The sequence below is a fragment of the Photobacterium indicum genome (assembly GCF_003026215.1).
Taxonomy (GTDB): domain Bacteria; phylum Pseudomonadota; class Gammaproteobacteria; order Enterobacterales; family Vibrionaceae; genus Photobacterium; species Photobacterium indicum.
In genome coordinates, this window is the sequence record NZ_PYOC01000002.1 from 482,540 (window position 1) to 505,730 (window position 23,191).

The 23,191-nt window shown below is 42.2% G+C and carries 17 protein-coding genes; 10 read left to right on the plus strand and 7 right to left on the minus strand.

The annotated features are described in order from the left end of the window. Positions 1-45: 45 nt before the first annotated feature. Positions 46-1,122, minus strand: a complete 1,077-nt coding sequence (apbC, locus tag C9J47_RS08150) for an iron-sulfur cluster carrier protein ApbC (protein ID WP_107253462.1) — start codon at positions 1,120-1,122, stop codon at positions 46-48. Positions 1,123-1,399: 277 nt separating this feature from the next. Between apbC and metG the strand changes: the two genes are divergently transcribed. From metG to C9J47_RS08165, 3 genes are all read left to right on the plus strand, one after another. Beyond that, positions 1,400-3,442: a methionine--tRNA ligase gene (gene metG, locus C9J47_RS08155; RefSeq protein WP_107253067.1), complete on the plus strand. Its 2,043-nt coding sequence runs from the start codon at positions 1,400-1,402 to the stop codon at positions 3,440-3,442. A gap of 578 nt (positions 3,443-4,020) precedes the next feature. Next, positions 4,021-5,334, plus strand: a complete 1,314-nt coding sequence (locus tag C9J47_RS08160) for a dicarboxylate/amino acid:cation symporter (protein WP_107253068.1) — start codon at positions 4,021-4,023, stop codon at positions 5,332-5,334. A gap of 240 nt (positions 5,335-5,574) precedes the next feature. After that, positions 5,575-6,444: a hypothetical protein gene (locus C9J47_RS08165; RefSeq protein WP_107253069.1), complete on the plus strand. Its 870-nt coding sequence runs from the start codon at positions 5,575-5,577 to the stop codon at positions 6,442-6,444. A gap of 93 nt (positions 6,445-6,537) precedes the next feature. Here the strand turns inward: C9J47_RS08165 and serS are convergent, their stop codons facing one another. The 5 genes from serS to lrp form a co-directional block, all read right to left on the minus strand. Further along, positions 6,538-7,830, minus strand: coding sequence for a serine--tRNA ligase (serS, locus tag C9J47_RS08170; protein WP_107253070.1), 1,293 nt, complete (start codon positions 7,828-7,830; stop codon positions 6,538-6,540). A 125-nt stretch (positions 7,831-7,955) separates the two neighbouring features. After that, complete coding sequence (locus tag C9J47_RS08175) at positions 7,956-9,242, minus strand: replication-associated recombination protein A (RefSeq protein ID WP_281258940.1); 1,287 nt, start codon at positions 9,240-9,242, stop codon at positions 7,956-7,958. A 174-nt stretch (positions 9,243-9,416) separates the two neighbouring features. Then, a complete protein-coding gene (gene lolA, locus C9J47_RS08180) occupies positions 9,417-10,016 on the minus strand; it encodes an outer membrane lipoprotein periplasmic chaperone LolA (RefSeq protein ID WP_479724476.1) in 600 nt (199 codons plus the stop codon). Positions 10,017-10,097: 81 nt separating this feature from the next. Further along, complete coding sequence (locus C9J47_RS08185) at positions 10,098-13,424, minus strand: DNA translocase FtsK 4TM domain-containing protein (RefSeq protein WP_107253072.1); 3,327 nt, start codon at positions 13,422-13,424, stop codon at positions 10,098-10,100. Between the two features lie 478 nt (positions 13,425-13,902). Then, positions 13,903-14,397, minus strand: a complete 495-nt coding sequence (lrp, locus tag C9J47_RS08190) for a leucine-responsive transcriptional regulator Lrp (protein ID WP_006231236.1) — start codon at positions 14,395-14,397, stop codon at positions 13,903-13,905. A gap of 157 nt (positions 14,398-14,554) precedes the next feature. Between lrp and ald the strand changes: the two genes are divergently transcribed. The 4 genes from ald (at position 14,555) to cydC (ending at position 20,582) form a co-directional block, all read left to right on the plus strand. Then, positions 14,555-15,676, plus strand: coding sequence for an alanine dehydrogenase (gene ald, locus C9J47_RS08195; RefSeq protein WP_107253073.1), 1,122 nt, complete (start codon positions 14,555-14,557; stop codon positions 15,674-15,676). 357 nt (positions 15,677-16,033) lie between these two features. After that, complete coding sequence (gene trxB / locus C9J47_RS08200; RefSeq protein WP_107253074.1) at positions 16,034-16,996, plus strand: thioredoxin-disulfide reductase; 963 nt, start codon at positions 16,034-16,036, stop codon at positions 16,994-16,996. A 99-nt stretch (positions 16,997-17,095) separates the two neighbouring features. Beyond that, a complete protein-coding gene (gene cydD, locus C9J47_RS08205; protein WP_107253075.1) occupies positions 17,096-18,868 on the plus strand; it encodes a heme ABC transporter permease/ATP-binding protein CydD in 1,773 nt (590 codons plus the stop codon). Beyond that, complete coding sequence (cydC, locus tag C9J47_RS08210; RefSeq protein WP_107253076.1) at positions 18,861-20,582, plus strand: heme ABC transporter ATP-binding protein/permease CydC; 1,722 nt, start codon at positions 18,861-18,863, stop codon at positions 20,580-20,582. Before cydD ends, cydC begins: the two co-directional genes overlap by 8 nt. Positions 20,583-20,674: 92 nt before the next feature. Here cydC and C9J47_RS08215 read toward each other — a convergent pair whose 3' ends face one another. Further along, the gene (locus C9J47_RS08215; RefSeq protein ID WP_006231241.1) at positions 20,675-21,133 is read right to left on the minus strand and encodes a glycine zipper 2TM domain-containing protein; all 459 of its coding nucleotides are present in this window, start codon (positions 21,131-21,133) and stop codon (positions 20,675-20,677) included. 79 nt (positions 21,134-21,212) lie between these two features. Between C9J47_RS08215 and aat the strand changes: the two genes are divergently transcribed. The 3 genes from aat to infA all read left to right on the plus strand — a co-directional run bounded on the left by aat (position 21,213) and on the right by infA (position 23,062). Next, a complete protein-coding gene (aat, locus tag C9J47_RS08220; RefSeq protein ID WP_107253077.1) occupies positions 21,213-21,926 on the plus strand; it encodes a leucyl/phenylalanyl-tRNA--protein transferase in 714 nt (237 codons plus the stop codon). Positions 21,927-21,934: 8 nt separating this feature from the next. Beyond that, complete coding sequence (locus tag C9J47_RS08225) at positions 21,935-22,624, plus strand: arginyltransferase (RefSeq protein ID WP_107253078.1); 690 nt, start codon at positions 21,935-21,937, stop codon at positions 22,622-22,624. A gap of 219 nt (positions 22,625-22,843) precedes the next feature. After that, positions 22,844-23,062, plus strand: a complete 219-nt coding sequence (gene infA / locus C9J47_RS08230; protein ID WP_006231244.1) for a translation initiation factor IF-1 — start codon at positions 22,844-22,846, stop codon at positions 23,060-23,062. Positions 23,063-23,191: the final 129 nt, after the last annotated feature.

Sequence of the window (23,191 nt, forward strand, 5' to 3'; positions counted from 1 at the left end):
GTCACATTTTTCTCATATTTAGTGCCTTTACTCATTCGTATACTCTTACATCGTACGAATTGTAATCTGCTCTGTAACCACGTCACCTTGCCAGAATAATCGACTCGCAACTTGTCCAGCAAGATCAATGTATGCAGCGGCTTGCTCTGAATCAGGCGATGCTGCGACGGTTGGCTTACCACGGTCGATATCTTCACGAATCGTAATATGCAGTGGTAGTTGCGCTAATAAAGGTACGGAATATTCTTTAGCCATGCGCTCTGCACCGCCAGTACCAAAAATAGTTTCATGATGGCCACAATTGCTACAAATGTGATAACTCATGTTTTCAACCAAACCCACGATAGGCACATCCACTTTATCAAACATGCTTATACCTTTAATGGCATCAGCTAATGCTAAGTCTTGTGGTGTCGTAATAACAATCGCACCTGTTACAGGAATTTGTTGAGCAAGTGTCAATTGGATATCACCCGTACCCGGTGGCATATCAATAACAAGATAATCGAGATCTGGCCACCATGTTTCAGTGATGATTTGTTGTAAGGCTTTTGATGCCATCGGTCCACGCCAAATTGTAGCGCTCTCTGCAGGTACTAAATAGCCAACTGAATTCGTATACAAACCGCATGATTCAACAGGTAACATCATTTTGCCATCTGTTGATTGTGGCTTCTCATCTACCGTACCCAGCATCAAAGGTACAGAAGGGCCATAAATATCGGCGTCTAATAAGCCAACTTTTGCGCCTTGCTTCTGCAAGCCTAACGCTAAGTTAACAGCGGTTGTCGATTTTCCCACTCCGCCTTTTGCCGAGCTTACAACTATAATATTTTTAACGCCCTTTAGCGGTTGCTTTTTACCACATGCCAATGGTGCAACACGACACTGAACAACAAACACCATACTGGCAGCTACATGATGCAACTCTTGTTGAGTCAGAATCCAATGTTCAAGTAATTCAGTAATGGCGGTAGCAGCAAAAGGAAGGGTTATGGTCACTGTACCTTGAGCAGATACCGACACAATATTTTCAGTCTCTGCCCATTCTGAAATGAGTAAAGGGTGTTCAAAGTGATTTAACCAAAGACAGATATCTGCAACATTTTCAAAGCGAATCATCGAATCATTCCCCATAAGGTTTAAGGCTCCACGTTCATATTAGACTTATTATCGCACCCACTAACAACCTAGGTATAAGCAAAGTATTGAGGTAGTTAGGGAAAAGGATGGATTCATCTTCTTTTTCTTAATCCTACCACTAATGTACTTAGACTGCCGCTGTTTAGACAGCGTTTAACTTGGATAAATCACCGACTGACGCTAGGCAATATGCTGCTGATCAGGTAATATTTGATGCTTATTCTATTTTTACCCATCATGAGCGAAATAAGTAATTATGGCTGCAAACCCAAGAAAAATTCTGGTGACCTGCGCCCTACCGTACGCTAACGGTTCTATCCACCTTGGCCACATGCTTGAGCATGTACAAGCGGATATTTGGGTGCGCTATCAGCGCCTTCGTGGTAACGAAGTACACTTTATCTGTGCAGACGACGCACACGGTACTCCAATCATGCTTAAGGCCCAGCAGATGGGTATGGAACCTGAGCAAATGATTGCAGAAGTAAGCAAAGAGCACCAAGCTGACTTTGCAGGCTTCGATATTAGCTTTGATAACTATCACAGCACTCACAGTGACGAAAACCGTGAGCTAGCATCATTTGTTTATACTCAGCTAAAAGACAAAGGTTATATTACTAACCGTACTATCTCTCAGCTATTTGATCCTGAGAAAGAGATGTTCCTGCCTGACCGTTTCGTAAAAGGCACATGCCCGAAATGTAAAGCAGAAGACCAGTACGGCGATAACTGCGATAATTGTGGCGAAACATATAGCCCAACAGATCTTATCGATCCGAAATCAGCAGTCTCTGGCGCAACGCCAATAATGAAAGATTCTGAGCACTTCTTCTTTGACTTACCACAATTCGAAGACATGCTTAAAGCGTGGACAAAGTCTGGTGCACTACAAACTGAAACCTCAAACAAAATGCAAGAATGGTTTGAGTCTGGTCTTCAACAGTGGGATATCTCACGTGATGCACCTTACTTCGGTTTCGAAATCCCAGGTGAAACAGGCAAATACTTCTACGTATGGCTAGATGCACCAATCGGCTACATGGGTTCATTCAAGAACTTATGTGATAAGCGCAACGATCTTGATTTTGACGAATTCTGGAAGAAAGACAGCACAACTGAGCTTTATCATTTTATTGGTAAAGACATTGTGTACTTCCACAGCCTATTCTGGCCTGCAATGCTTGAAGGCGCAGGTTTCCGTAAACCAAACAATGTATTTGTACATGGTTACGTAACAGTAAATGGCGCGAAAATGTCAAAGTCGAAAGGTACCTTTATTAAAGCAGGTACTTACCTTGAACACCTAGACCCTGAATGTCTACGTTACTACTACGCTGCGAAGCTAAATAGCCGTATTGATGATTTAGATCTTAACCTTGAAGACTTTACACAACGTGTAAACAGCGATGTTGTAAACAAGATCGTGAACCTTGCTTCACGTAACGCTGGTTTCATTGCTAAGCGTTTTGAAGGTAAGTTGTCTGACACATTCGCAGAACCAGCGCTTTATGCTGAGTTTGCAGATGCTGCAGACCGTATTGCTGAACTTTACGAAACGCGCGAATTTAGCCGTGCTATCCGTGAAATTACAGCACTTGCTGATAAAGCAAACCAATACATTGATGAAAAAGCACCTTGGGTTGTGGCTAAGCAAGAAGGTCAAGACCAAGAACTACAAGATATCTGTTCTGTGGGTATCAACTTGTTCCGTGTTCTGATCACTTACTTGAAGCCAGTAATGCCATTGCTTGCTGAACGTACTGAAGCATTCTTAAACGAAACGCTAACATGGGAAGGTGTGGCACAGCCATTAACTAACCACGAAGTGACTAAGTTTAAAGCGCTATTCAATCGTATTGATCCTAAGCATGTTGAAGCGATGGTTGAAGCATCTAAAGATGATGCAGCAGTAGCACAAGCACTGATCGAATCAGCAAAACCAACTGGCCCTCTTATTGATGAGCCAATTGAAGCTGAAATTGAATTCGATGACTTTGCTAAAATTGATATGCGAATCGCGAAAATTGTATCGTGTGAAGCAGTGCCAAAAGCAAATAAACTACTGAAGTTCCAATTGGATATCGGTGGTGAAATGCGTCAAGTATTCTCGGGTATCAAATCAGCATACACACCAGAAGAGCTTGTCGGTAAGCACACCGTAATGGTTGCGAACCTTAAACCTCGTAAGATGAAATTTGGTATGTCTGAAGGTATGATCCTCGCAGCAGGACCTGGTGGTAAAGATCTTTGGATCTTAGAACCACACGAAGGTGCTCAACCTGGTATGCGTGTTATGTAGCGCTATACATCTTAATACTAAGGAGCCTATTGGCTCCTTTTTTTATAAGTAATGTCAACCTAAACAGACCTCTTACTCATCTTTGATCGTATAGTTACCGGACAATACTGAAATAAAACGCTATTTATGCACAAAACATTCAACCAGACTATCACTCTTTACCGCACCAAAATGCAACATTTAACACTGCTAATATAGTTCAAATCCAGTTTATTTAACCAACTCGTTGTAAACTGTTCAATTTTACCTCCGAACAGCCCCAAAAAAAGCATTTATATTTGTTAACAGCACTTTCGAGTTACATGCAAAAATTCACCCTTAATTAGATATTACTCTACCGAATCTACGCTAATAGTGCCGTGAGCTTAACAAAATCGACTATGATTTAACCACGATGTTAACGCACAGTTAAATATTCTATTTTTCAAGCTTAAGATGGCATAAAAAGTGTGATCTAAAACAGACCTTTGCACTTTAGATAACATTTTACTTCGCTTTAACACCCAAACTACTGCTAATCTGCTCCGCACTCTGATGAGTGATTTACAGAGTGAATAATTATAAGGAGTGTTCTATTCATGAATACAGATAAGAAAAAGATGTCTCTAACTGGCCGAGTTATCCTCGGTATGCTTTTAGGCATATTAACAGGATTTATCATTCGCTCTCTGTTTGCCGATACGGCTTTCATTCACGAATATATCGTGAACGGTTTATTTGACGTAGGTGGGAAAATCTTTATCGCAAGCTTAAAAATGCTTGTGGTTCCATTAGTATTCGTATCTTTAGTGTGTGGTACTAGCTCACTAAAAGATATCAGTACTCTAGGCCGTCTTGGTGGTAAAACCGTCCTGTTTTATCTCGTTACTACGGCACTAGCGATTACTCTTGCACTAACAATGGGTACAATCTTCCAACCAGGTGCAGGTGCTGACCTTTCTGCTGCAACAACTTTTGCATCTAAAGAAGCTCCATCATTAGGCGATGTCATTGTTGGTATGTTCCCAACAAATCCAATAAGCTCAATGGCACAAGGCAATACACTGCAAATTATCGTATTTGCGATTTTATTTGGTATTGCTATTAGTGCTGCTGGTAAAGCAGGCGAACGTATTGCCGCTCTATTCGTTGACTTAAACGCCGTAATCATGAAGTTGGTTGCATTATTGATGAACATTGCACCATACGGTGTGTTCTTCTTAATGGCCAAACTATTCACAGGTCTAGGCTTAGATGCAATCTACAATCTTCTAGGTTACTTCTTAGTACTTGCTGCAACACTATTACTACACGGTTTCGTCACTTACAGTGTAATGCTGAAAGCATTCTCAGGTTTAAGCCCGATTGTTTTCTTGAAGAAAATGGAAGATGCTGTAATGTTTGCATTCTCTACCGCATCTTCAAATGCCACCATTCCTGTCACAATGGAGACAGCAACAAAGCGTCTTGGTGTAAATAACAAGATTGCATCATTCACTGTTCCTCTAGGTGCAACCATCAATATGGATGGTACTGCGATCATGCAGGGTGTCGCGACCGTATTTATCGCACAAGCATTCAATATTGACCTCACGATGAGTGACTACCTAGCCGTTATCATGACAGCAACATTAGCTTCTATCGGTACTGCAGGTGTTCCTGGTGTTGGTCTAATCATGCTTGCGATGGTACTTAACCAAGTAGGTCTACCTGTTGAAGGTATCGCGCTTATCATGGGTGTTGACCGTTTACTAGATATGATTCGTACTGCGGTAAACATCACGGGTGATAGTGTTGTTACTTGTATCGTTGCTAAGTCTGAAAATGAAATGAATATTGATGTTTTCAATAACCCGAAAGCGGGTGAGAAAGACGAAGAAGTTCACTTCCATACCCTAAAACAAAATAGCTAATTACACGTTTAATACCGCTGTAATCAACTAGATCTAAGGCTTCGCTATTCTCTATAGCGAAGCCTTTTTTCTGTATCAATATAGTGCAACACTCACTAAAACAGCGCAAATGCTTGCCCTTTATTCTATCTTACAAATATAAGTCATTGTTTAACTCACTATAAAATAACAACACTAGTAGGCATAGATATTGCTCAACCATATTACGTATGAGATTTTATACCAATATTTGGAGGAGTTATGTTGATACTATTACTACTCGTAATAATCTTTGGTGCTAGTTGCTTCTTCCTTTGGCAGGCAAGAGAAAATAAGCGCTTTTTACAAACTCGGTTTGATCAAGTCATCGGCCTTCGACAGCTTATTTTTTTACTACGATTTCATCGCCGTGAAACACATCACTTTTTATCTCAGTCTCATCCACTTGAAACAGCACAATTAAATGAAGTCGTTGCGATCAAATCATTGATGAAGATCTTGTCTTCTCGAGCCGATAAGGTGCATAAACCCATGTATCGTATTCTTGCAAAGCAAATCAATAAATTATTGGATGAATGGTTAAGCTATTCTGTTCGCCGTAATCAAGCCGCTCATGGAAAAGCGATTCGACATGTTTTGTACTTAATTGATGATGTGGTCACCCAAAGCTTGCTCGCGGCAGATAAAGAAGCGCTATTTAAAACCTATCAAACCGCTTGGCCTATTACTTTAAATTCGATTGATAGTTTAAGTCGATTTCGCTACGCCATTGATAGTTACACCTTAGGAAAAAACTCAAGTAAGCGTGAGTTAAGGATACACATAAGTGTTATTCAGCGTCGATTAGGACAGATAGCCTTACTAACAAATAAGCCGCCGCTCACTTTCATGATTGAAGATCTAATGTTGGAGTTTGAGAGCATCAATTTACAAGCAAGAAATTTGGAAGACGTTAAAGGTGAACTATACCAATTATCACTTAAAATCTCTGATACGATTTTCAATTTATTCGACATCATCTTGACTAATATCGCGACTGATATTTCTGTTCGTTTTCCTGAACTTCAGCACACTAGCAGCAATGTAGTGGCTTTTCAGAAAACACCAAACTTGTATTCTATTTCACACTAATAGCAATGTTCGTTTCTCATTCTGATTATATTGCACATATAAAAAAACCCAGCCTTAGCTGGGTTTCTTCTTTATCGCTAACCTCTTGAGAGATTAACCGATGTGCGTAGCACCTTGCATGTACTTACGAAGTACGACAGGGATTTCAATACGACCATCTGCTTGCTGACCATTTTCCATGATAGCAACCATTGTACGACCAACAGCAAGACCTGAACCATTAAGTGTGTGAACAAGCTCTGGCTTCTTCTCACCTTTACGACGGAAGCGTGCTTGCATACGGCGTGCTTGGAAATCTTGCATGTTTGAACATGAAGAGATTTCACGGTAGGTTTCTTGTGCTGGAACCCATACTTCTAAGTCGTATGTTTTCGCAGCGCCAAAGCCCATATCACCCGTACAAAGAATCACTTTACGGTAAGGTAGTTCTAGCAGCTGAAGCACTTTCTCAGCATGACCTGTTAGCTCTTCTAATGCTGCCATTGAATCTTCAGGCTTGGTGATCTGAACTAATTCAACTTTGTCGAATTGGTGCATACGAATAAGACCGCGAGTATCACGACCGTACGAACCAGCTTCAGAACGGAAACATGGTGTGTGGGCCGTCATCTTCAATGGAAGATCTGCTTCATCTGTAATCGTGTCGCGAACCATGTTTGTAACAGGTACTTCTGCTGTTGGAATAAGTGACATACCAACGCCTTCTTCAGTCGCAGGCTTAGTATGGAACAAATCTTCACCAAACTTAGGAAGCTGACCAGTACCAAATAGGCTGTCTGCGTTAACTAGGTAAGGTACGTACATTTCAGTGTAGCCATGCTCTTCTGTATGAAGATCTAGCATGAACTGTGCAATGGCGCGGTGTAGACGCGCGAATTGACCTTTCATCACAATAAAACGTGAACCAGAAATCTTCACGGCACTAGCAAAATCAAGGCCACCAGCCATTTCACCTAGATCAACGTGATCTTTCACTTCGAAGTCGTAAGCTTTTGGCTCACCCCAACGTGAAATTTCAACGTTCTCGTCTTCATCTTTACCAGCAGGTACAGAATCATCTGGAAGGTTTGGTACCATCATAGTGATGCTTTGAAGCTCATCCAGAAGTTCTGCCAATGCTTTTTTCGCATCGTCTAGATCACTACCTAGGTTTGCTACTTCAGCTAGAATTTTTTCAGCTTCTTCGTGATTGCCTTGTGCTTTCGCTTGACCAATCGACTTCGATCGCGCGTTACGCTGTGCTTGAAGATCTTCAGTCATCATCTGAAGGGACTTACGCTTTTCTTCAAGAAGACGTAAATTTTCAACGTCAAGGGTAAAACCACGACGCGCGAGTTTTGCAGCTGTTTCATCCAGCTCAGTTCGAAGTAATTTAGAATCTAGCATGCTAATCCTGTGCTCTTAATATTCTGAAGTGCTCGTTATTTAGGCAGTTATTGCCAAAATAATCTTAAATTTCGGTACGTCAGGAACTCTGACGCCAATTGCTTAACGATACCCAAAAAGCCTTATTATTGGTAGCGCTTTAATGTGCTTTTAGCATCTAATGAAGCAAGATAATCCAATTTTTCGGCAATTTTGGTTTCTAAGCCACGATTTGATGGTTCATAGTAGCGTGTATCTTTCAATTCAGGAGGGAAATAGTTCTCACCCGCAGCATACGCACCTGGCTCATCATGCGCATAACGATATTCAGCACCATAACCCAATTCTTTCATTAATTTAGTTGGGGCATTACGCAAATGAGGTGGTACTTCATAGTCAGGGTGATGAGCTGCATCTTGCTTTGCTTTTGCAAACGCCACATAAACCGCATTACTTTTAGGGGCACAAGCAAGATATACAATCGCCTGAGCAATAGCACGCTCACCTTCGTATGCTCCGATGCGGGTAAAACAATCCCATGCTGATACCGCAACCTGCATTGCTCGAGGATCAGCATTACCGATATCTTCAGAGGCAATCGCTAATAGTCGTCGCACAATATATAGCGGATCACAGCCTGCTTGCAGCATACGTGCAAACCAGTACAAAGCACCATCTGGGTTAGAGCCGCGAATTGATTTATGCACTGCCGAAATCATGTCGTACCAGAGATCACCTTTATTATCAAAGCGCCCTATTTTCTCGCCTGCCACTTCAGCAAGAAGCTCTAACGTGATTTGCTTCATGCCTTCTTTATTTTCTTCTGCCATATCAATTAACTGTTCAAGATAATTGAGTGACATACGAGCATCACCACACACCAGCTCGGAAAGGCGTTCTTTTACATCATCAACAAATTCAAGTTTCGTATCAGATATACCACGAGAACTATCATTGAGTGCTTGCTCAACAACTGCCAACACTTCTGCCGTTTCTAATGATTTCAACTTATAAACACGTGCACGAGACAACAATGCGTTATTTAGCTCAAATGATGGATTCTCTGTCGTGGCACCAATGAAAGTCACCGTGCCATCTTCAATATGAGGCAGAAAAGCATCTTGCTGACTTTTATTAAAACGATGCACCTCATCTACAAATAATATCGTGCGTCGCCCTGCCATTTTATTTTCGCGGGCTTTATCGATAGCAATACGGATATCTTTAACGCCAGAAGTGACTGCAGATACACGTTCCACTTCTGCATTCGCATAATTAGCTGCCACTTCGGCTAATGTTGTTTTCCCTGTGCCCGGCGGTCCCCAAAGAATCATCGAATGCAGGTGGCCCGCTTCTAAGGCACGTCGTAGTGGTTTCCCTTCACCAAGGATATGTTGCTGACCAATGTATTCTTCAACAGTACGAGGTCGCATTCTTGCCGCTAGCGGGCGGAAATCAGATGAAAAATCAAGACTGAAGTTACTCAAAATAACCACTCCCTTAAAGACAGAAAAGGTGGCATTAAATGCCACCTATTTTAAATAGTATTTTCTAAGCCAATATAAAAAAACACCTAACGTTAAGTGTTCTTATTTTTGACGTTTTTATCAATTTCGTTGGTCATCAAGCTCTACACCTTTTGGAGGCGTAAAAGTAAATAAATTCGCTTTTGGCACTTGCTTGCTGAACTGACGGAATTTGAAATTACTGCGTTGACCATCTTGCTCTACAACAGAAAAATTACGCACCTCACCCGATTTTGCAACGGTAACAACAAATTTACCCATCGTTGAAGTTGTATCTTTCGGCGTTAGCGTAAAGGTGTCTGACGTTTGAGCCACGTTATAATTAGCCCAATCACTCGCGCTATTACGGGTTAACAGTACAAACGGTGTTTGCTCCGTGGCATCTTTCAACCACATAGCAGTGACTTGCTCAATAAATGGGCTGTAGTACCACAAGGTTTTACCATCAGAAACCAGTAAATTTTCATCAGGGGTGACGGTGTTCCAGCGAAATAAATTAGGACGTTTAATTGTTACGTCCCCTTTTCCTTCTACCAGTACATCACCTTCAGGACTAACAACTTTCTGGTCAAAATTAGCACTGAATGCATTCACTAAACTCAAACGAGAGCTTAACTCTTGCTGTGGGTTTGCCCATGCAGCAGAAGACAATACCAATGGTGCAGCCAAAAACAGCCCTATCATTGCTTTTTTAATCATTTTACAACCTACTTATATATTCGTTATGTTGAGGATCTACCCTCAACACAACATCATTAATAGTTAGTCTCTTGGTGGCGGAGGCGGTGCTAATACCTCACGGTTACCATTATGACCAGGAGCACTTACAATACCGTGTGCTTGAAGTTGCTCGACAATTCGAGCCGCGCGGTTATAACCAATTTTAAATTTACGCTGAACACCCGATACCGAACCACGACGAGTTTCAGTCACAAATGCCGCTACATCATCAAATAGTTGGTCCAGATCTTCATCACCAGATGCCGCTTCACCTGGAAGCAATCCTTCAGAACCTTGATCTGCACTTAGAATGCTATCTATGTACTGAGGTTTCCCTCTCGCTTTCCAATCGTTCACAACGTTATGTACATCATCATCTGATGCGAATGCACCGTGTACACGAATGGTATGACTTTGACCCGATGGTAAATACAGCATATCACCCATGCCCAATAGTGATTCAGCACCGCCCTGATCCAGAATCGTACGGGAGTCAGTTTTGGTTGATACTGTAAATGCCATACGTGTAGGAATGTTAGCTTTAATCAAACCTGTAATAACATCAACAGATGGGCGCTGAGTGGCCAGAATAAGGTGAATACCTGCGGCACGGGCTTTTTGAGCCAAACGGGCAATTAGTTCTTCAACCTTCTTACCAACTACCATCATCAAGTCAGCAAACTCATCGACGATAACAACAATACTTGGCATCTTTTCTAGCAGTGGCGCATGCTCTGCCATGCTGTCACCAGGTTTCCACAATGGGTCATAGATTGGGAAACCAGCATCAGCCGCTTCTTTCAATTTAGCGTTATAACCCGATAAGTTTCGCACTCCAACGGCTGCCATCAACTTATAACGACGCTCCATTTCCCCTACACACCAACGTAATGCATTACCCGCATCTTTCATGTCGGTAACAACCTCGGTTAATAGGTGCGGAATACCTTCATAAATTGAAAGTTCCAACATTTTCGGGTCAATCATAATGAAACGACAATCTTCTGGCGTACATTTGTACAGCAAGCTCAGAATCATTACGTTAACACCAACAGACTTACCAGAACCTGTCGTACCAGCCACTAATAAGTGTGGCATCTTACTTAAATCTGCAACAACCGCTTCGCCAGCAATATCGTTACCTAAAACAACAGGCAATGCACTATTCATATTCTGAAAGCGATCACTAGCAACCACTTCAGACATGTAAACTGTTTCACGATTTCGATTGGGTAATTCCAAGCCTACATACGGTTTACCAGGAATCACTTCCACCACGCGTACTGCAATTGCCGATAATGCACGGGCTAAATCTTTGGCTAAGCCTGAAATACGGCTTACTTTTACGCCTGGAGCAAGATCCAACTCATAACGCGTAATAACAGGACCAGGGTAAACCCCCGCTACTCGTGCTTTGATTTTATAATCTTCCAGCTTTGCTTCAACCAAGCGGGCTGTTTCCATCAGCTCTTCTTCTGACGCAGGTTCTACGTTCTGTCTCGCTGGGGCCAACAAATCAATGGTTGGCATTGGCGATGTTGGCACTGGAAGATCTGGCGCTGACTTCATCAAAAACGGATTATCTAAACCCGCGGCATGCACTTGTTCTTTTTGCGCCTGACGAATTTTCTGCAAGAAAATTTCTTCATCAGTCAATTCTTCGACATTGTCTTGTTGCGAACGATCTAGCTCAGATAACCCATCTTGGACACCAATTTCAATACTGCTAGGTTCAGCTACAACCTGCTCTACATGGGCTGGCGACATTGGTGTTGCTGTTTGTTCTGGAGGGTGAACTGGCGTTTGAGTGCTGCTTGATTGAGGTATATGTACCGGTGGCACTGGCACCGATGTTTGTTCAGTAACCCTTTGTGATACTTGCTCTATGTTTGCTGTTGGTGCTTGTATTGGCTCAAAAGGAGCAGATATATCAACCAGTGACTCATCACTTATCGCCGACATAGCTGGCATTACAACGCTTGCAGCAACCGCAGGTGCAACAACAGGTGCAATATTCTGAGCGACCTGCGTAACAACCTCTTCGACACCTTCATGTTGCTCTTCAACATACATGGTGAAATCTTCATCTTTTTCTAGCTCTCGCTCTAACTCTGCAATGGTTAGTCCTTTTGCTTGAGTCGTTGATGTAAGTTCAATCGGGTCTGTTTGTTCAAGGCTAGTGCTACTTACAGCACCGTTATTCACAAGGATACTTTCTTGCGCATCAGGCTTAACCGCCAGATTAGGTTCAGGGACACGAACAGAAGTCGTCACATCCATCAATGGATCGGCTAGTTGCTCGCCTTGCACCATCGTCACTTCTTGAGCTGCTACATTGTTTGCAACAACATGGTTTTCAATAACCCTGTTTGCAACAACAAGGTCTTCAATAACATTGTTTTCAACAGCACTGCTAGCAACAGCACTGCCTGCCACGGCAGTTGCCGCAACTACTGGTTGACGGAATGTATTATCAGAAGCAGGTTGTTGTGTGGCTGTTTGTGTGCGATTTGGCATCACAATCTGTGGCGTAGATTCTGAATTCCAAGCCTGAGAAGGCGCATCTGCTAATACAGGTTCAGGAGAAGCACTCTTAGAAAAATTAATTTCTGGTGTTACTCTTCGACCATACGAAGCAAGTAATACATCGTCCGCATCAACCTCTGCTGGTTGTTCAAGCTGAAGCTGTTTAGCATATGCAGTTTGCTGTTCATCAGGAATGTCGGTTGCAAATGGGGTCAGCGTTTCCGATTTATCTGAACGGACAGTATTTAATAACCGTGATATCCCTCTAAGGGTTTTATCACCGATGGTATCAACAATGGTTAGCCAAGAAATCCCCGTAAACAGTGTAAAACCAACCGCCCAGAAAAACATCAAGACCAATGTCGTACCAAGTACATTTAGCAGAGGTAATGCCATGTTAGACACAACATCGCCAATTACACCACCAGACGAGAAATACCAAATATCATCAAAGTTTAAATCAGCTAAACCACAGCTTGTAAGAAACAGCAGAAGCATGCCTAATAATCGTGTGCCATAAATCATATAATCAATAGAAGCAGGCTCACTACGATGACGGAATAGCACCCACGCAGCTAAAACAATGGCAGCGGGTAAAGGGTAAGCTAATGAGCCTAATGTGAAAAAGAATGTGTCTGCGACAAACGCACCCAATGCCCCAGCCTTATTCTGAACTTGACCTTCCCAAGCAGTTTGAGACCATGATGGATCGGCGGGGTCAAAACTGACCAAGGCAATCATAATAAAAATGGCAGCCAAAATACCAATGATCAAAAAGCTTTCAAGAATGCGTTGACCACCCGAAAGACGTAATTTGGGCTGTTTGCTTTTAACCTTCCTCAAAAAAAACTCCGGTGTAACTATTTAATTGCCAAAACAAGAACCTGATTTTTACTCAGAATTCATACTCTTAGTTGTGAATAACTCAATAATCTTAATATGCTTATTGTAAAGGAAATCGCCATATTTTGATGACTTATTAAAATTTTATTACCAATTAACCAATTTTTATTACCAATACAGACTGCAATCACACTAAGCAATTAACCATAATAAAGGGGAAAAGCCGCATTATCATGATAAATGGCTTAATATCATTAATCATAAAAAAACTCTATTGTAGACGTTTATCCCTCGAAAAAATTCATCCTTTTGTCAATTCACATTAATGTTTAATAAATTGAATAATAATCACGCGATTCGTCAACATTTAGACCCAAAAGCAATAGATACAAATCGAGCGGCACTAGGCCGCTCGATTCAATTCTTTACTCAGCCACAATGTAACTAAATAACCATCTTACGATGGATCACAAAGCCATTAGCGAGTTTTGATAACCAAATTATTGGTTTGCTTAACTTCTTCCATCACAACATAAGTACGCGTGTCGTTTACACCTGGTAGACGAAGTAAGGTTTCGCCCAACAGTTTACGGTAAGCAGACATATCGCATACACGTGTCTTCAACAGGTAATCGAAATCACCTGAAACTAGATGACACTCTTGAATATCTTCAAGTTCTTGAACTGATTTATTAAATTGTTCAAAAACATCAGGTGCGCCACGATTTAGTGTGATTTCAACAAATACAAGTAAGGATGCATCTAGAAACTGAGGGTTTAGCAGCGCAGTATAACCACTGATGTAACCTTGTCGTTCTAGTCGACGCACACGCTCAAGACATGGTGTTGGAGAAAGACCTACACGCTTAGACAACTCAACATTTGAAATGCGGCCATCTTTCTGTAGTTCGTTCAATATGTTGCGGTCAATGCGATCCAATTCCTTGGATGGTTTCTTTTTGGTATCTACCATTTTTTATTCCACCTTCTTACTTCCTTGCAAAAAAATATACTACAACTTTCTAATATTTAGAATCAAATACTCTGATAGTCAAACTATACTGCCATTAGATCCGTATTTTTAACCTCGTCACTAGCAACAAAAACTAGTAGACCACGGAGGTAACAGTATGATCATTGGTGTACCTAAAGAAATCAAAAATCACGAGTACCGTGTTGGTCTGATTCCAGCTAGCGTTCGCGAACTTATCTCGTTCGGCCACCAAGTTGTCATAGAAACCAATGCCGGTGCAGGTATTGGTCTCACAGATGCTGACTACAAAGCTGCAGGAGCTTCCATTATTTCTAACGCTAAAGAAGTTTTTACCAGATCAGAGATGATTATTAAAGTAAAAGAGCCCCAAGCAGTAGAAAGAACTATGTTACACGAAGGACAGATTTTATTCACCTACCTTCATCTCGCACCAGATTTTCCACAAACAGAAGACCTGATAAAGAGCAAAGCTATCTGCATAGCTTATGAGACCGTAACAGATAATAAGGGTACATTACCACTACTAGCACCAATGTCTGAGGTCGCTGGACGCATGTCGATTCAAGCTGGAGCCCAAACTTTAGAGAATTCACGCGGTGGTCGTGGGTTATTATTAAGTGGAGTACCTGGGGTCGAGCCAGCTAGAGTCATAATTTTAGGTGGCGGTGTTGTAGGGTCAAATGCAGCACGAATGGCTGTAGGTATGAGAGCTGACGTGACAATACTCGATAAGAATATTGATACCTTACGCGCATTAGATGCTGAATTTCAAGGTAAAGCAAAAGTCATTTATTCTACAAAAGAAGCCATTGATAGGTTAGTTGTACAAGCCGATTTGATTATTGGTGCTATTTTGATCCCTGGTGCAGCAGCGCCAAAATTAATTACTGCCGCTCACCTTAAAATGATGAAATCAGGCTCTGCGCTGGTTGATGTCGCGATTGATCAAGGGGGGTGCTTTGAAACCTCTCATCCTACAACACACGCTGATCCAACCTTTATAATCGATGACATTGTCCATTACTGTGTTGCTAATATGCCGGGCGCTGTTGCTCGAACATCGACCTTTGCTTTAAACAATGCAACCTTGCCTTATATCATCAACCTTGCCAATAAAGGATACAAGAAAGCACTTCAAGATGATGAAGGTTTCTTGAAAGGTCTGAATATTATGCATGGCAAAGTCACGAATAAAGAGATTGCAGATACGTTCAACCTCCATTATACCGATCCTGTAACGGCCATTAATATGCACTGACACTTCAAACAATTGGTCATATAAGTAACAGACATAATAGAGAAGAAAGTTATCTAAGCTTTCTACTGTAAAATGGAAAATTTGCTAACTGATTTTCCATTTTTACCCACTATCCTCCCACCGCGTTTCACGCTACTTTGTCTTTATCTGATATTTATTTCGTTCAACTGATAAATAAACATGTTGTTAAACTTCATTTCAGAGTGAATAAGTAGCAATACACCCACAGCAATTAAGGCTTTTGGATCAGTTAAATCAGTAACTTTTGGTATTATTGATTGGGCTCTTTCTTTACGTCATCATTTTACCTACAATCAGCCTTCAATAAGAAATCATCTCATTCAGCCTGGAGAAGTAATGAGTAACGTAAGACATTGTAATCTACTCATCCTTGGTTCTGGCCCTGCTGGTTACACAGCGGCGGTTTATGCAGCACGTGCAAACCTCAATCCCGTTATGATCACAGGCATGCAGCAAGGTGGTCAGCTAACGACTACCACAGAAGTTGAAAACTGGCCGGGTGATGCAGAAGGCTTAACAGGTCCGGCATTAATGGATCGCATGAAAGAGCATGCTGAAAAATTTGAAACAGAAATCATCTTTGATCACATCAATGAAACTGATTTCAGCCAGCGTCCTTTTCGTTTAAAAGGTGACAATGCCGAATACACATGTGATGCGTTAATCATCTCTACTGGTGCATCTGCGAAATACTTAGGTTTGGAATCTGAAGAAGCTTTCAAAGGTCGTGGTATCTCTGCCTGTGCAACATGCGATGGATTCTTCTACCGTAACCAAAAAGTAGCTGTCGTCGGTGGTGGTAATACCGCTGTTGAAGAAGCACTTTACTTATCGAATATTGCCTCTGAAGTTCACATAATCCACCGTCGTGATACGTTCCGTTCAGAAAAAATTCTGATTAAGCGTCTTATGGATAAAGTAGAAAACGGTAACATCATACTTCACACCGATCGTACTCTAGAAGAAGTACTTGGTGATGATATGGGTGTAACAGGCGTTCGCATCAAAGACACTCAATCTGCTGCAACAGAAGATTTAGAGGTAATGGGTGCATTCATTGCGATTGGGCATCAGCCAAACACGGCCATTTTTGAAGGCCAGTTAGAAATGGCAAATGGCTATATCAGTGTGCAATCTGGCACACAAGGTAATGCGACTCAAACCAGCGTAGAAGGTATTTTTGCCGCTGGTGATGTTATGGACCACACATACCGCCAAGCAATCACTTCTGCGGGTACAGGTTGTATGGCCGCATTAGATGCAGAACGTTACTTAGACGCACTAGAACAACAAAAATAATAATCTTACCCTGGCCGCTATGCTCAACAGCGGCCAGATTCTTTCAGCCTGCTCAACATCAGCATTCGCTGTACACCATTTAAAAACGATATCTTTTATATGGATAAACAAATACAGAAAAATTTAACCAAATGGTTAAAAGAACAAAGCAAACTAGCAAAACGCTGGTTAATGCTCACTATTGGGCTGGGTTTCCTTTCTGGATTACTGCTCGTCGGACAAGCCGCACTTCTTGCTAATATTCTTCATGAACTGATCATGGAACATACCGACAAATCTGAGCTGATTAATCAGTTTATTGGTTTGATCGTTGTAGTTGCCTTTCGTGCTGCATGTAGTTGGGGACGTGAAATAACAGGATACCGCTGTGGCGAACAAATTCGCTTACATATTCGTCAACTTATACTAGATCGCCTCCATAATTTAGGCCCGGCCTATATCAAAGGGAAACCTGCGGGTGTCTGGGCAAGCCTTGTGCTTGAGCAAGTGGAAGAGATGCAAGATTTCTTTGCTCGCTACCTGCCTCAGATGTCGATTGCAGTTTTAGTCCCCGTTATTATTTTAGTGACGGTTTTCCCTCTCAATTGGGCTGCAGGGTTAATCTTTTTAATTACAGCACCGCTTGTACCTATCTTCATGGCACTTGTTGGTTTAGGTGCTGCTGATGCTAACCGTCGTAACTTTAAAGCACTCCAGCGTCTTTCAGGGCACTTTTACGACCGCTTGCAAGGCTTATCAACCTTACGTTTGTTTAATCGAGCTGAAGCGGAAGCAGAAAACCTGCATGCTGCATCAACCGTGTTACGCAAACGCACAATGGAAGTATTGCGCCTTGCCTTCTTATCCTCTGCGGTTTTAGAGTTCTTCTCTGCTATTTCAGTGGCTATTGTTGCGGTGTATTTTGGTTTTGCTTTCATTGGCGAATTAAACTTCGGACATTACGGCATTCCAATTAGCTTATTCACGGGCTTATTTATCTTGGTACTTGCTCCTGAGTTTTATCAACCTCTGCGTGATTTAGGTACGTTCTACCATGCCAAAGCACAAGCGATTGGCGCAGCAGAATCGATTGTTGAATTTCTAAATGCTGAAGCTGATGAGATGAAGGCTGGTGATACAAATTTACCGTCACCTGAAACGATAGAGCTTCATGCTATCGACTTAGAAGTGCTTAGTCCGGAAGGACAAATTCTAGCGGGTCCACTCAGCTTTTCTATTCACTCACAAGAACAAGTTGCGCTTGTTGGCCCTAGTGGTGCAGGCAAAACTAGCCTATTGAATGCCCTACTCGGTTTCTTACCTTATCGTGGTAGTTTAAAAATTAATGGCATTGAACTGAATGAACTTGATCACAGCCAATGGCGTCAAGCAATTAGCTGGGTTGGACAGAATCCTTTATTGGTTCACGGCACAATTAACGACAACATTACGCTAGGTAACCCATTAGCAACTGAACAACATATTGCTCAAGTGGCGAAACAAGCTTATGCGAGTGAGTTTATTGACCGACTGGAAAAAGGCTACCAGCATCGTGTGGGTGATCGCTCTGGTGGGTTATCGGTTGGTCAGGCTCAGCGATTAGCTGTTGCACGTGCCATGCTACAAAACGGTTCTTTTTGGTTACTGGATGAGCCCACTGCAAGCCTTGATGCAAACAGTGAAAAGTTGGTACTTGATAGCTTGGCGCAAGCCGTTAAAGGTCAAACAACATTGATGGTCAGTCACCGCTTAGATCAACTATCAGCTATCGACCGTGTACTTGTCTTAGACAATGGCAAGCTGGTTCAAAATGGTCATTTCGATAAAATTAGTCATGAAGGCCTTCTCGCTGACATGTTGGCACATACTGATAAGAGGGATCTCGATGCGTGATTTAGTCCCTTACCTAAAGCTTTACCGTAAGCACTGGTTTGGCTTAACTGTAGGCATGATACTCGGCTTAGCGACTTTACTTGCAGGGCTTAGCCTACTCACCTTATCGGGTTGGTTTATCTCTGCATCTGCTGTTGCTGGCTTAACCATTGCCCGACAAACATTTAACTATATGTTACCCGGAGCCGGTGTTCGTGGCTTCTCGATGGCAAGAACCGCTGGTCGCTGGGGGGAAAGAGTTGTTAGTCATGATGCAACTTTCAAACTGCTTGCCGACTTACGTTTATTCTTTTTTAAAAAGCTAACACCATTAATTCCAGGCCGACAGACGAATCTGCGTGATGCTGATTTGCTCAACCGCCTTGTGGCTGATGTTGACGCAATGGATCATGTTTATTTGCGCCTTGTTAGCCCTCTTGTTATTGGTGTTATCGGGTTATTAGCAGTAACAGGCTTTCTTGCTTGGTTTGACTTAACCATTGGTTTAACGCTGGGTGCCGTTCTTTTATCGCTCATGCTAGCGCTACCCGTTATTTTTTACCGCTTAGGAAAATCTAACGGTGAAGAACTGACTTATGCCAAAGCCAATTACCGAGTGAAGCTGCTTGACTGGTTGCAAGGCCATGCCGAGTTACTTCTGTTCAATGCAGAAGACCGTTACCGTAAAGAAGCAGAAAGCGAGCAAGAAAAATTACTCGCAGCACAACGCAAAATGGCAAGCCTAACAGGATTCGCTAATGCAATACTGATGGCTGCGACAGGGTGGACGCTAGTACTAATTCTGTGGATTGCCGCTGATGGTGTTGGCGGAGCAATGCCTGATCCCTTCATTGCCATGGTAGCTTTTGCGACAATGGCAAGCTTTGAAATGATGATGCCTGTCGCAGGTGCTTTCCAATACTTGGGGCAGACACTGACTTCAGCACGTCGTTTAAATGAAATTATTGAAGCAACGCCTGATACGCAATTTGATCCTAATGGGCATCAAGCTGTCGTCCACGGTGATATCAGTATTGATAATATCAGTTACACCTACCACGATAGTGAACAGCCTGTTGTTAGTAATGTCTCTATCAAGCTTAAAAAAGGTGAAAAGCTGGCATTGCTCGGGCGTACTGGTTGCGGTAAATCAACCTTGCTTCAGCTAATCACCCGTAATTGGGATCCACAGCAAGGGCAAATCAGCATTGATGGTGTTGCTTTACCTTTATGGCATGAAACATCTCTTCGTAAAGCGATTACCGTCGTTAGCCAACGGGTTGATGTGTTTAATGGCTCATTACGTGAAAACCTTATGTTGGCGAAACCTGAAAGCACTGATGAAGAGTTTAAAGCATCACTCATGCATGTTGGGCTAGAAACCTTGCTTGAAGATAAAGGATTAGATACTTGGTTAGGTGAAGGGGGTCGCCAGATCTCTGGTGGTGAACGCCGTCGTTTAGGGATTGCACGGGCACTGCTTCATAACACCCCTATTCTTCTGCTGGATGAACCAACAGAAGGTCTTGATCGCCGTACCGAACAACAGATTCTAAGCCTGTTACTAGAGCATGCGAAAGATAAAACCGTCTTATTCATTACCCACCGTTTAGTCGGTCTAGAGCAAATGGATCATATTTGTTTAATGGATGAAGGTGAAATCATCGAACGCGGTAAACACCGAGAGCTGATTGCAGCTGGTGGTCGATACACTGAATTGTGTAACCGTATCTAGTTACCTTAGACAGTAGGTTTCGATACCGAGATAAACAAAAGGCGAGGATATTCCTCGCCTTGTTTGTTTTTCATGTTGACACAATTGCTTGATTAAAATTCTTTATCAACCCTTACGCCATCATTGAAGTAGAGAATCCGCACATTGTCACCTCGATTAAACACAGAGGTTTGATCAACATCTTGAATGACATCAATGAGCTTACCTTGATCGGTTTTAATTAGCACTTCAACTAAACGATATTCAATAACGGTTTGTCCTTGCTGGCGATTATGAGCAATACCGGCCCCCGCAACAGCACCTACCGCGGTAGCGACTTCTCGACCTGTACCACCACCAAATTGGTTACCAATCAAGCCACCCACCACACCACCTAACAATGTTTCCCAACCATTTCGTTGTGAATTAATCACTTCTTGTTGGGTGATATAACGAACAGATTCAACCTGGCCAAAAACAACGTCATTTACTGGTCGCGCTTCATTTCGATTATACGGTGCCGCTGTTACGATCAAAGGAAGCATTAGCAGTAACAATAAAAATTTTCTCATATATAATTTCTCCATTGACGCTAATTTTTAACTAAAAAGTATTCTTTTAAAGACTATTTAACGAGAACAATTGAGTTTTATGGCAATTTACCTACCGGAACTTGACCCGGAAAATACTTTTTTCCCGAAACCTGAAACCGCACTTGATGAACCCAATGGCTTACTTGCTTTTGGAGGCGACCTTCAGCCTGCACGTTTGCTTGCGGCTTACCGTCAAGGTATTTTTCCTTGGTACTCTAATGGTGAGCCTATTTTATGGTGGAGCCCTGCCCCGCGTGCCATCTTTCTGCCTAACGAATTTAAGCCCAGTAAGAGCTTACGAAAGTTCTATCGAAAATCAGGATACCAAATCACACTGAATAATGCCTGTCATGACGTTATTCGCCAATGTGCCGACTGTCGAAGTCCTGAAGAAACATGGATCACCGAAGATATGATCCAAGCTTATCAAACGATGCACAACCTTGGACACTGCCATTCAGTAGAAGTTTGGCACCAAGATAAACTCGTTGGCGGATTTTATGGTTTACAAATCGGTTCAGTGTTTTGTGGTGAATCAATGTTTTCATTAGCCGATAACGCATCAAAAATTGCACTATGGTTTTTTTGCCGCCATTTTTCAGATCAAGGTGGCACCCTCATTGATTGCCAAGTGATGAACAATCATTTGGAGTCACTTGGCGCACTAGAAATTCCACGAGCACCGTTTATGCAACAGCTGCACCAGCAAAGAGCTGCCATAATTAAACCAAATAGTTTTGCTCCTCAAACGCTCAAAATACCTATTGAATAAAGAGATTTATGAATAACCTTTCTTTACGCATCGGCCTCACACCAAACTCCGACTGCAACTACTTACCTAACGAGCAAGAGCAGCTCGGGGTAGTCATGGATGAACATTGGCTATCACCTGTCGGCTATAACATATTACTCTCGTCAGGCTATCGTCGCAGCGGTAGAGCTGTCTATAAGCCAATGTGTGAACTATGTAGTGCATGCACCCCTCTACGTGTCGATTGCCCTAATTTTATCGCCTCTAAGAGCCAAAAGCGCCAGCTAAATCAAATGAAAAAATTCCGCTGGGAGTTTAAAGCTAAACTCGATGAAGAGTGGTTTCCACTGTATGAAAGATATATCCGTTTACGCCACTCTACGGGCTCAATGTATCCTGCGAATAAAGAGCAATTCTTTGATTTTTGCACCGCAGAGTGGATGGATACTTTGTTTTTGCATGTCTACGATGATGATAAGCTTATTGCCATCGCGGTGACCGACGTATTTGAGAATGCCCTCAGTGCTGTATATAGCTTTTTTGAACCCGATTCCACGCTATCTTTAGGTACTCTATGCGTGCTTTATCAAATTCAATATTGTCAGCAGACGGGTCGCAAATGGCTTTATCCGGGTTATCAAATTGATGGCTGTAAAGCGATGAATTACAAAGTCAGATTCCAACCACACCAGAAGTTAATACTGGGCGACTGGCAATAACTGTTCACCATACAAACAGCTGGATGAAAATCCAAACAATTCAGCACTTACAAATGAATGTATTTTGGCAAAAAACAGATAAAAGCGACTTTAGACCGCAACAAAAGCTGACAAAGTGTACTGGCAAGGGTAGAATTGCGTCCTAAACTTTACACTCAAACAGTTTCAAGGCATTATCTTGCCCGATCAGAAGAATGGCAGGTAGCCTAAGAGGATTCAATGGCAAAAGAAGACGTAATTGAAATGCAAGGTACTGTACAAGATACACTACCTAACACGATGTTCCGCGTTGAACTAGAAAACGGTCACGTTGTTACCGCTCATATCTCTGGTAAAATGCGTAAGAACTACATCCGTATTCTAACTGGTGATAAAGTTACCGTGGAACTGACTCCATACGACCTTACTAAAGGCCGCATCGTCTTCCGCGCACGTTAATCTTTCACCAAGATTAGACTGCAAATAAAACCTAGCCAAGTGCTAGGTTTTATTTTATCTGAAGATTAGACTCTGTTGGTCTTTCAGCACTTTACGGTATTTAATTCAGATAAAAAAACCGCCTCGAAG

What these genes read in the sequence shown, in the direction of transcription:
- trxB (WP_107253074.1), top strand. Translation starts at nt 16,034, where the DNA reads ATGAGTAACGTAAGACATTGTAATCTACTCATCCTTGGTTCTGGCCCT.
- apbC (WP_107253462.1), bottom strand. Translation starts at nt 1,122, where the DNA reads ATGATTCGCTTTGAAAATGTTGCAGATATCTGTCTTTGGTTAAATCAC.
- C9J47_RS08215 (WP_006231241.1), bottom strand. Translation starts at nt 21,133, where the DNA reads ATGAGAAAATTTTTATTGTTACTGCTAATGCTTCCTTTGATCGTAACA.
- ald (WP_107253073.1), top strand. Translation starts at nt 14,555, where the DNA reads ATGATCATTGGTGTACCTAAAGAAATCAAAAATCACGAGTACCGTGTT.
- C9J47_RS08225 (WP_107253078.1), top strand. Translation starts at nt 21,935, where the DNA reads ATGAATAACCTTTCTTTACGCATCGGCCTCACACCAAACTCCGACTGC.
- serS (WP_107253070.1), bottom strand. Translation starts at nt 7,830, where the DNA reads ATGCTAGATTCTAAATTACTTCGAACTGAGCTGGATGAAACAGCTGCA.
- C9J47_RS08165 (WP_107253069.1), top strand. Translation starts at nt 5,575, where the DNA reads ATGTTGATACTATTACTACTCGTAATAATCTTTGGTGCTAGTTGCTTC.
- cydD (WP_107253075.1), top strand. Translation starts at nt 17,096, where the DNA reads ATGGATAAACAAATACAGAAAAATTTAACCAAATGGTTAAAAGAACAA.
- aat (WP_107253077.1), top strand. Translation starts at nt 21,213, where the DNA reads ATGGCAATTTACCTACCGGAACTTGACCCGGAAAATACTTTTTTCCCG.
- lrp (WP_006231236.1), bottom strand. Translation starts at nt 14,397, where the DNA reads ATGGTAGATACCAAAAAGAAACCATCCAAGGAATTGGATCGCATTGAC.
- infA (WP_006231244.1), top strand. Translation starts at nt 22,844, where the DNA reads ATGGCAAAAGAAGACGTAATTGAAATGCAAGGTACTGTACAAGATACA.
- metG (WP_107253067.1), top strand. Translation starts at nt 1,400, where the DNA reads ATGGCTGCAAACCCAAGAAAAATTCTGGTGACCTGCGCCCTACCGTAC.
- C9J47_RS08175 (WP_281258940.1), bottom strand. Translation starts at nt 9,242, where the DNA reads ATGCGACCTCGTACTGTTGAAGAATACATTGGTCAGCAACATATCCTT.
- cydC (WP_107253076.1), top strand. Translation starts at nt 18,861, where the DNA reads ATGCGTGATTTAGTCCCTTACCTAAAGCTTTACCGTAAGCACTGGTTT.
- C9J47_RS08160 (WP_107253068.1), top strand. Translation starts at nt 4,021, where the DNA reads ATGAATACAGATAAGAAAAAGATGTCTCTAACTGGCCGAGTTATCCTC.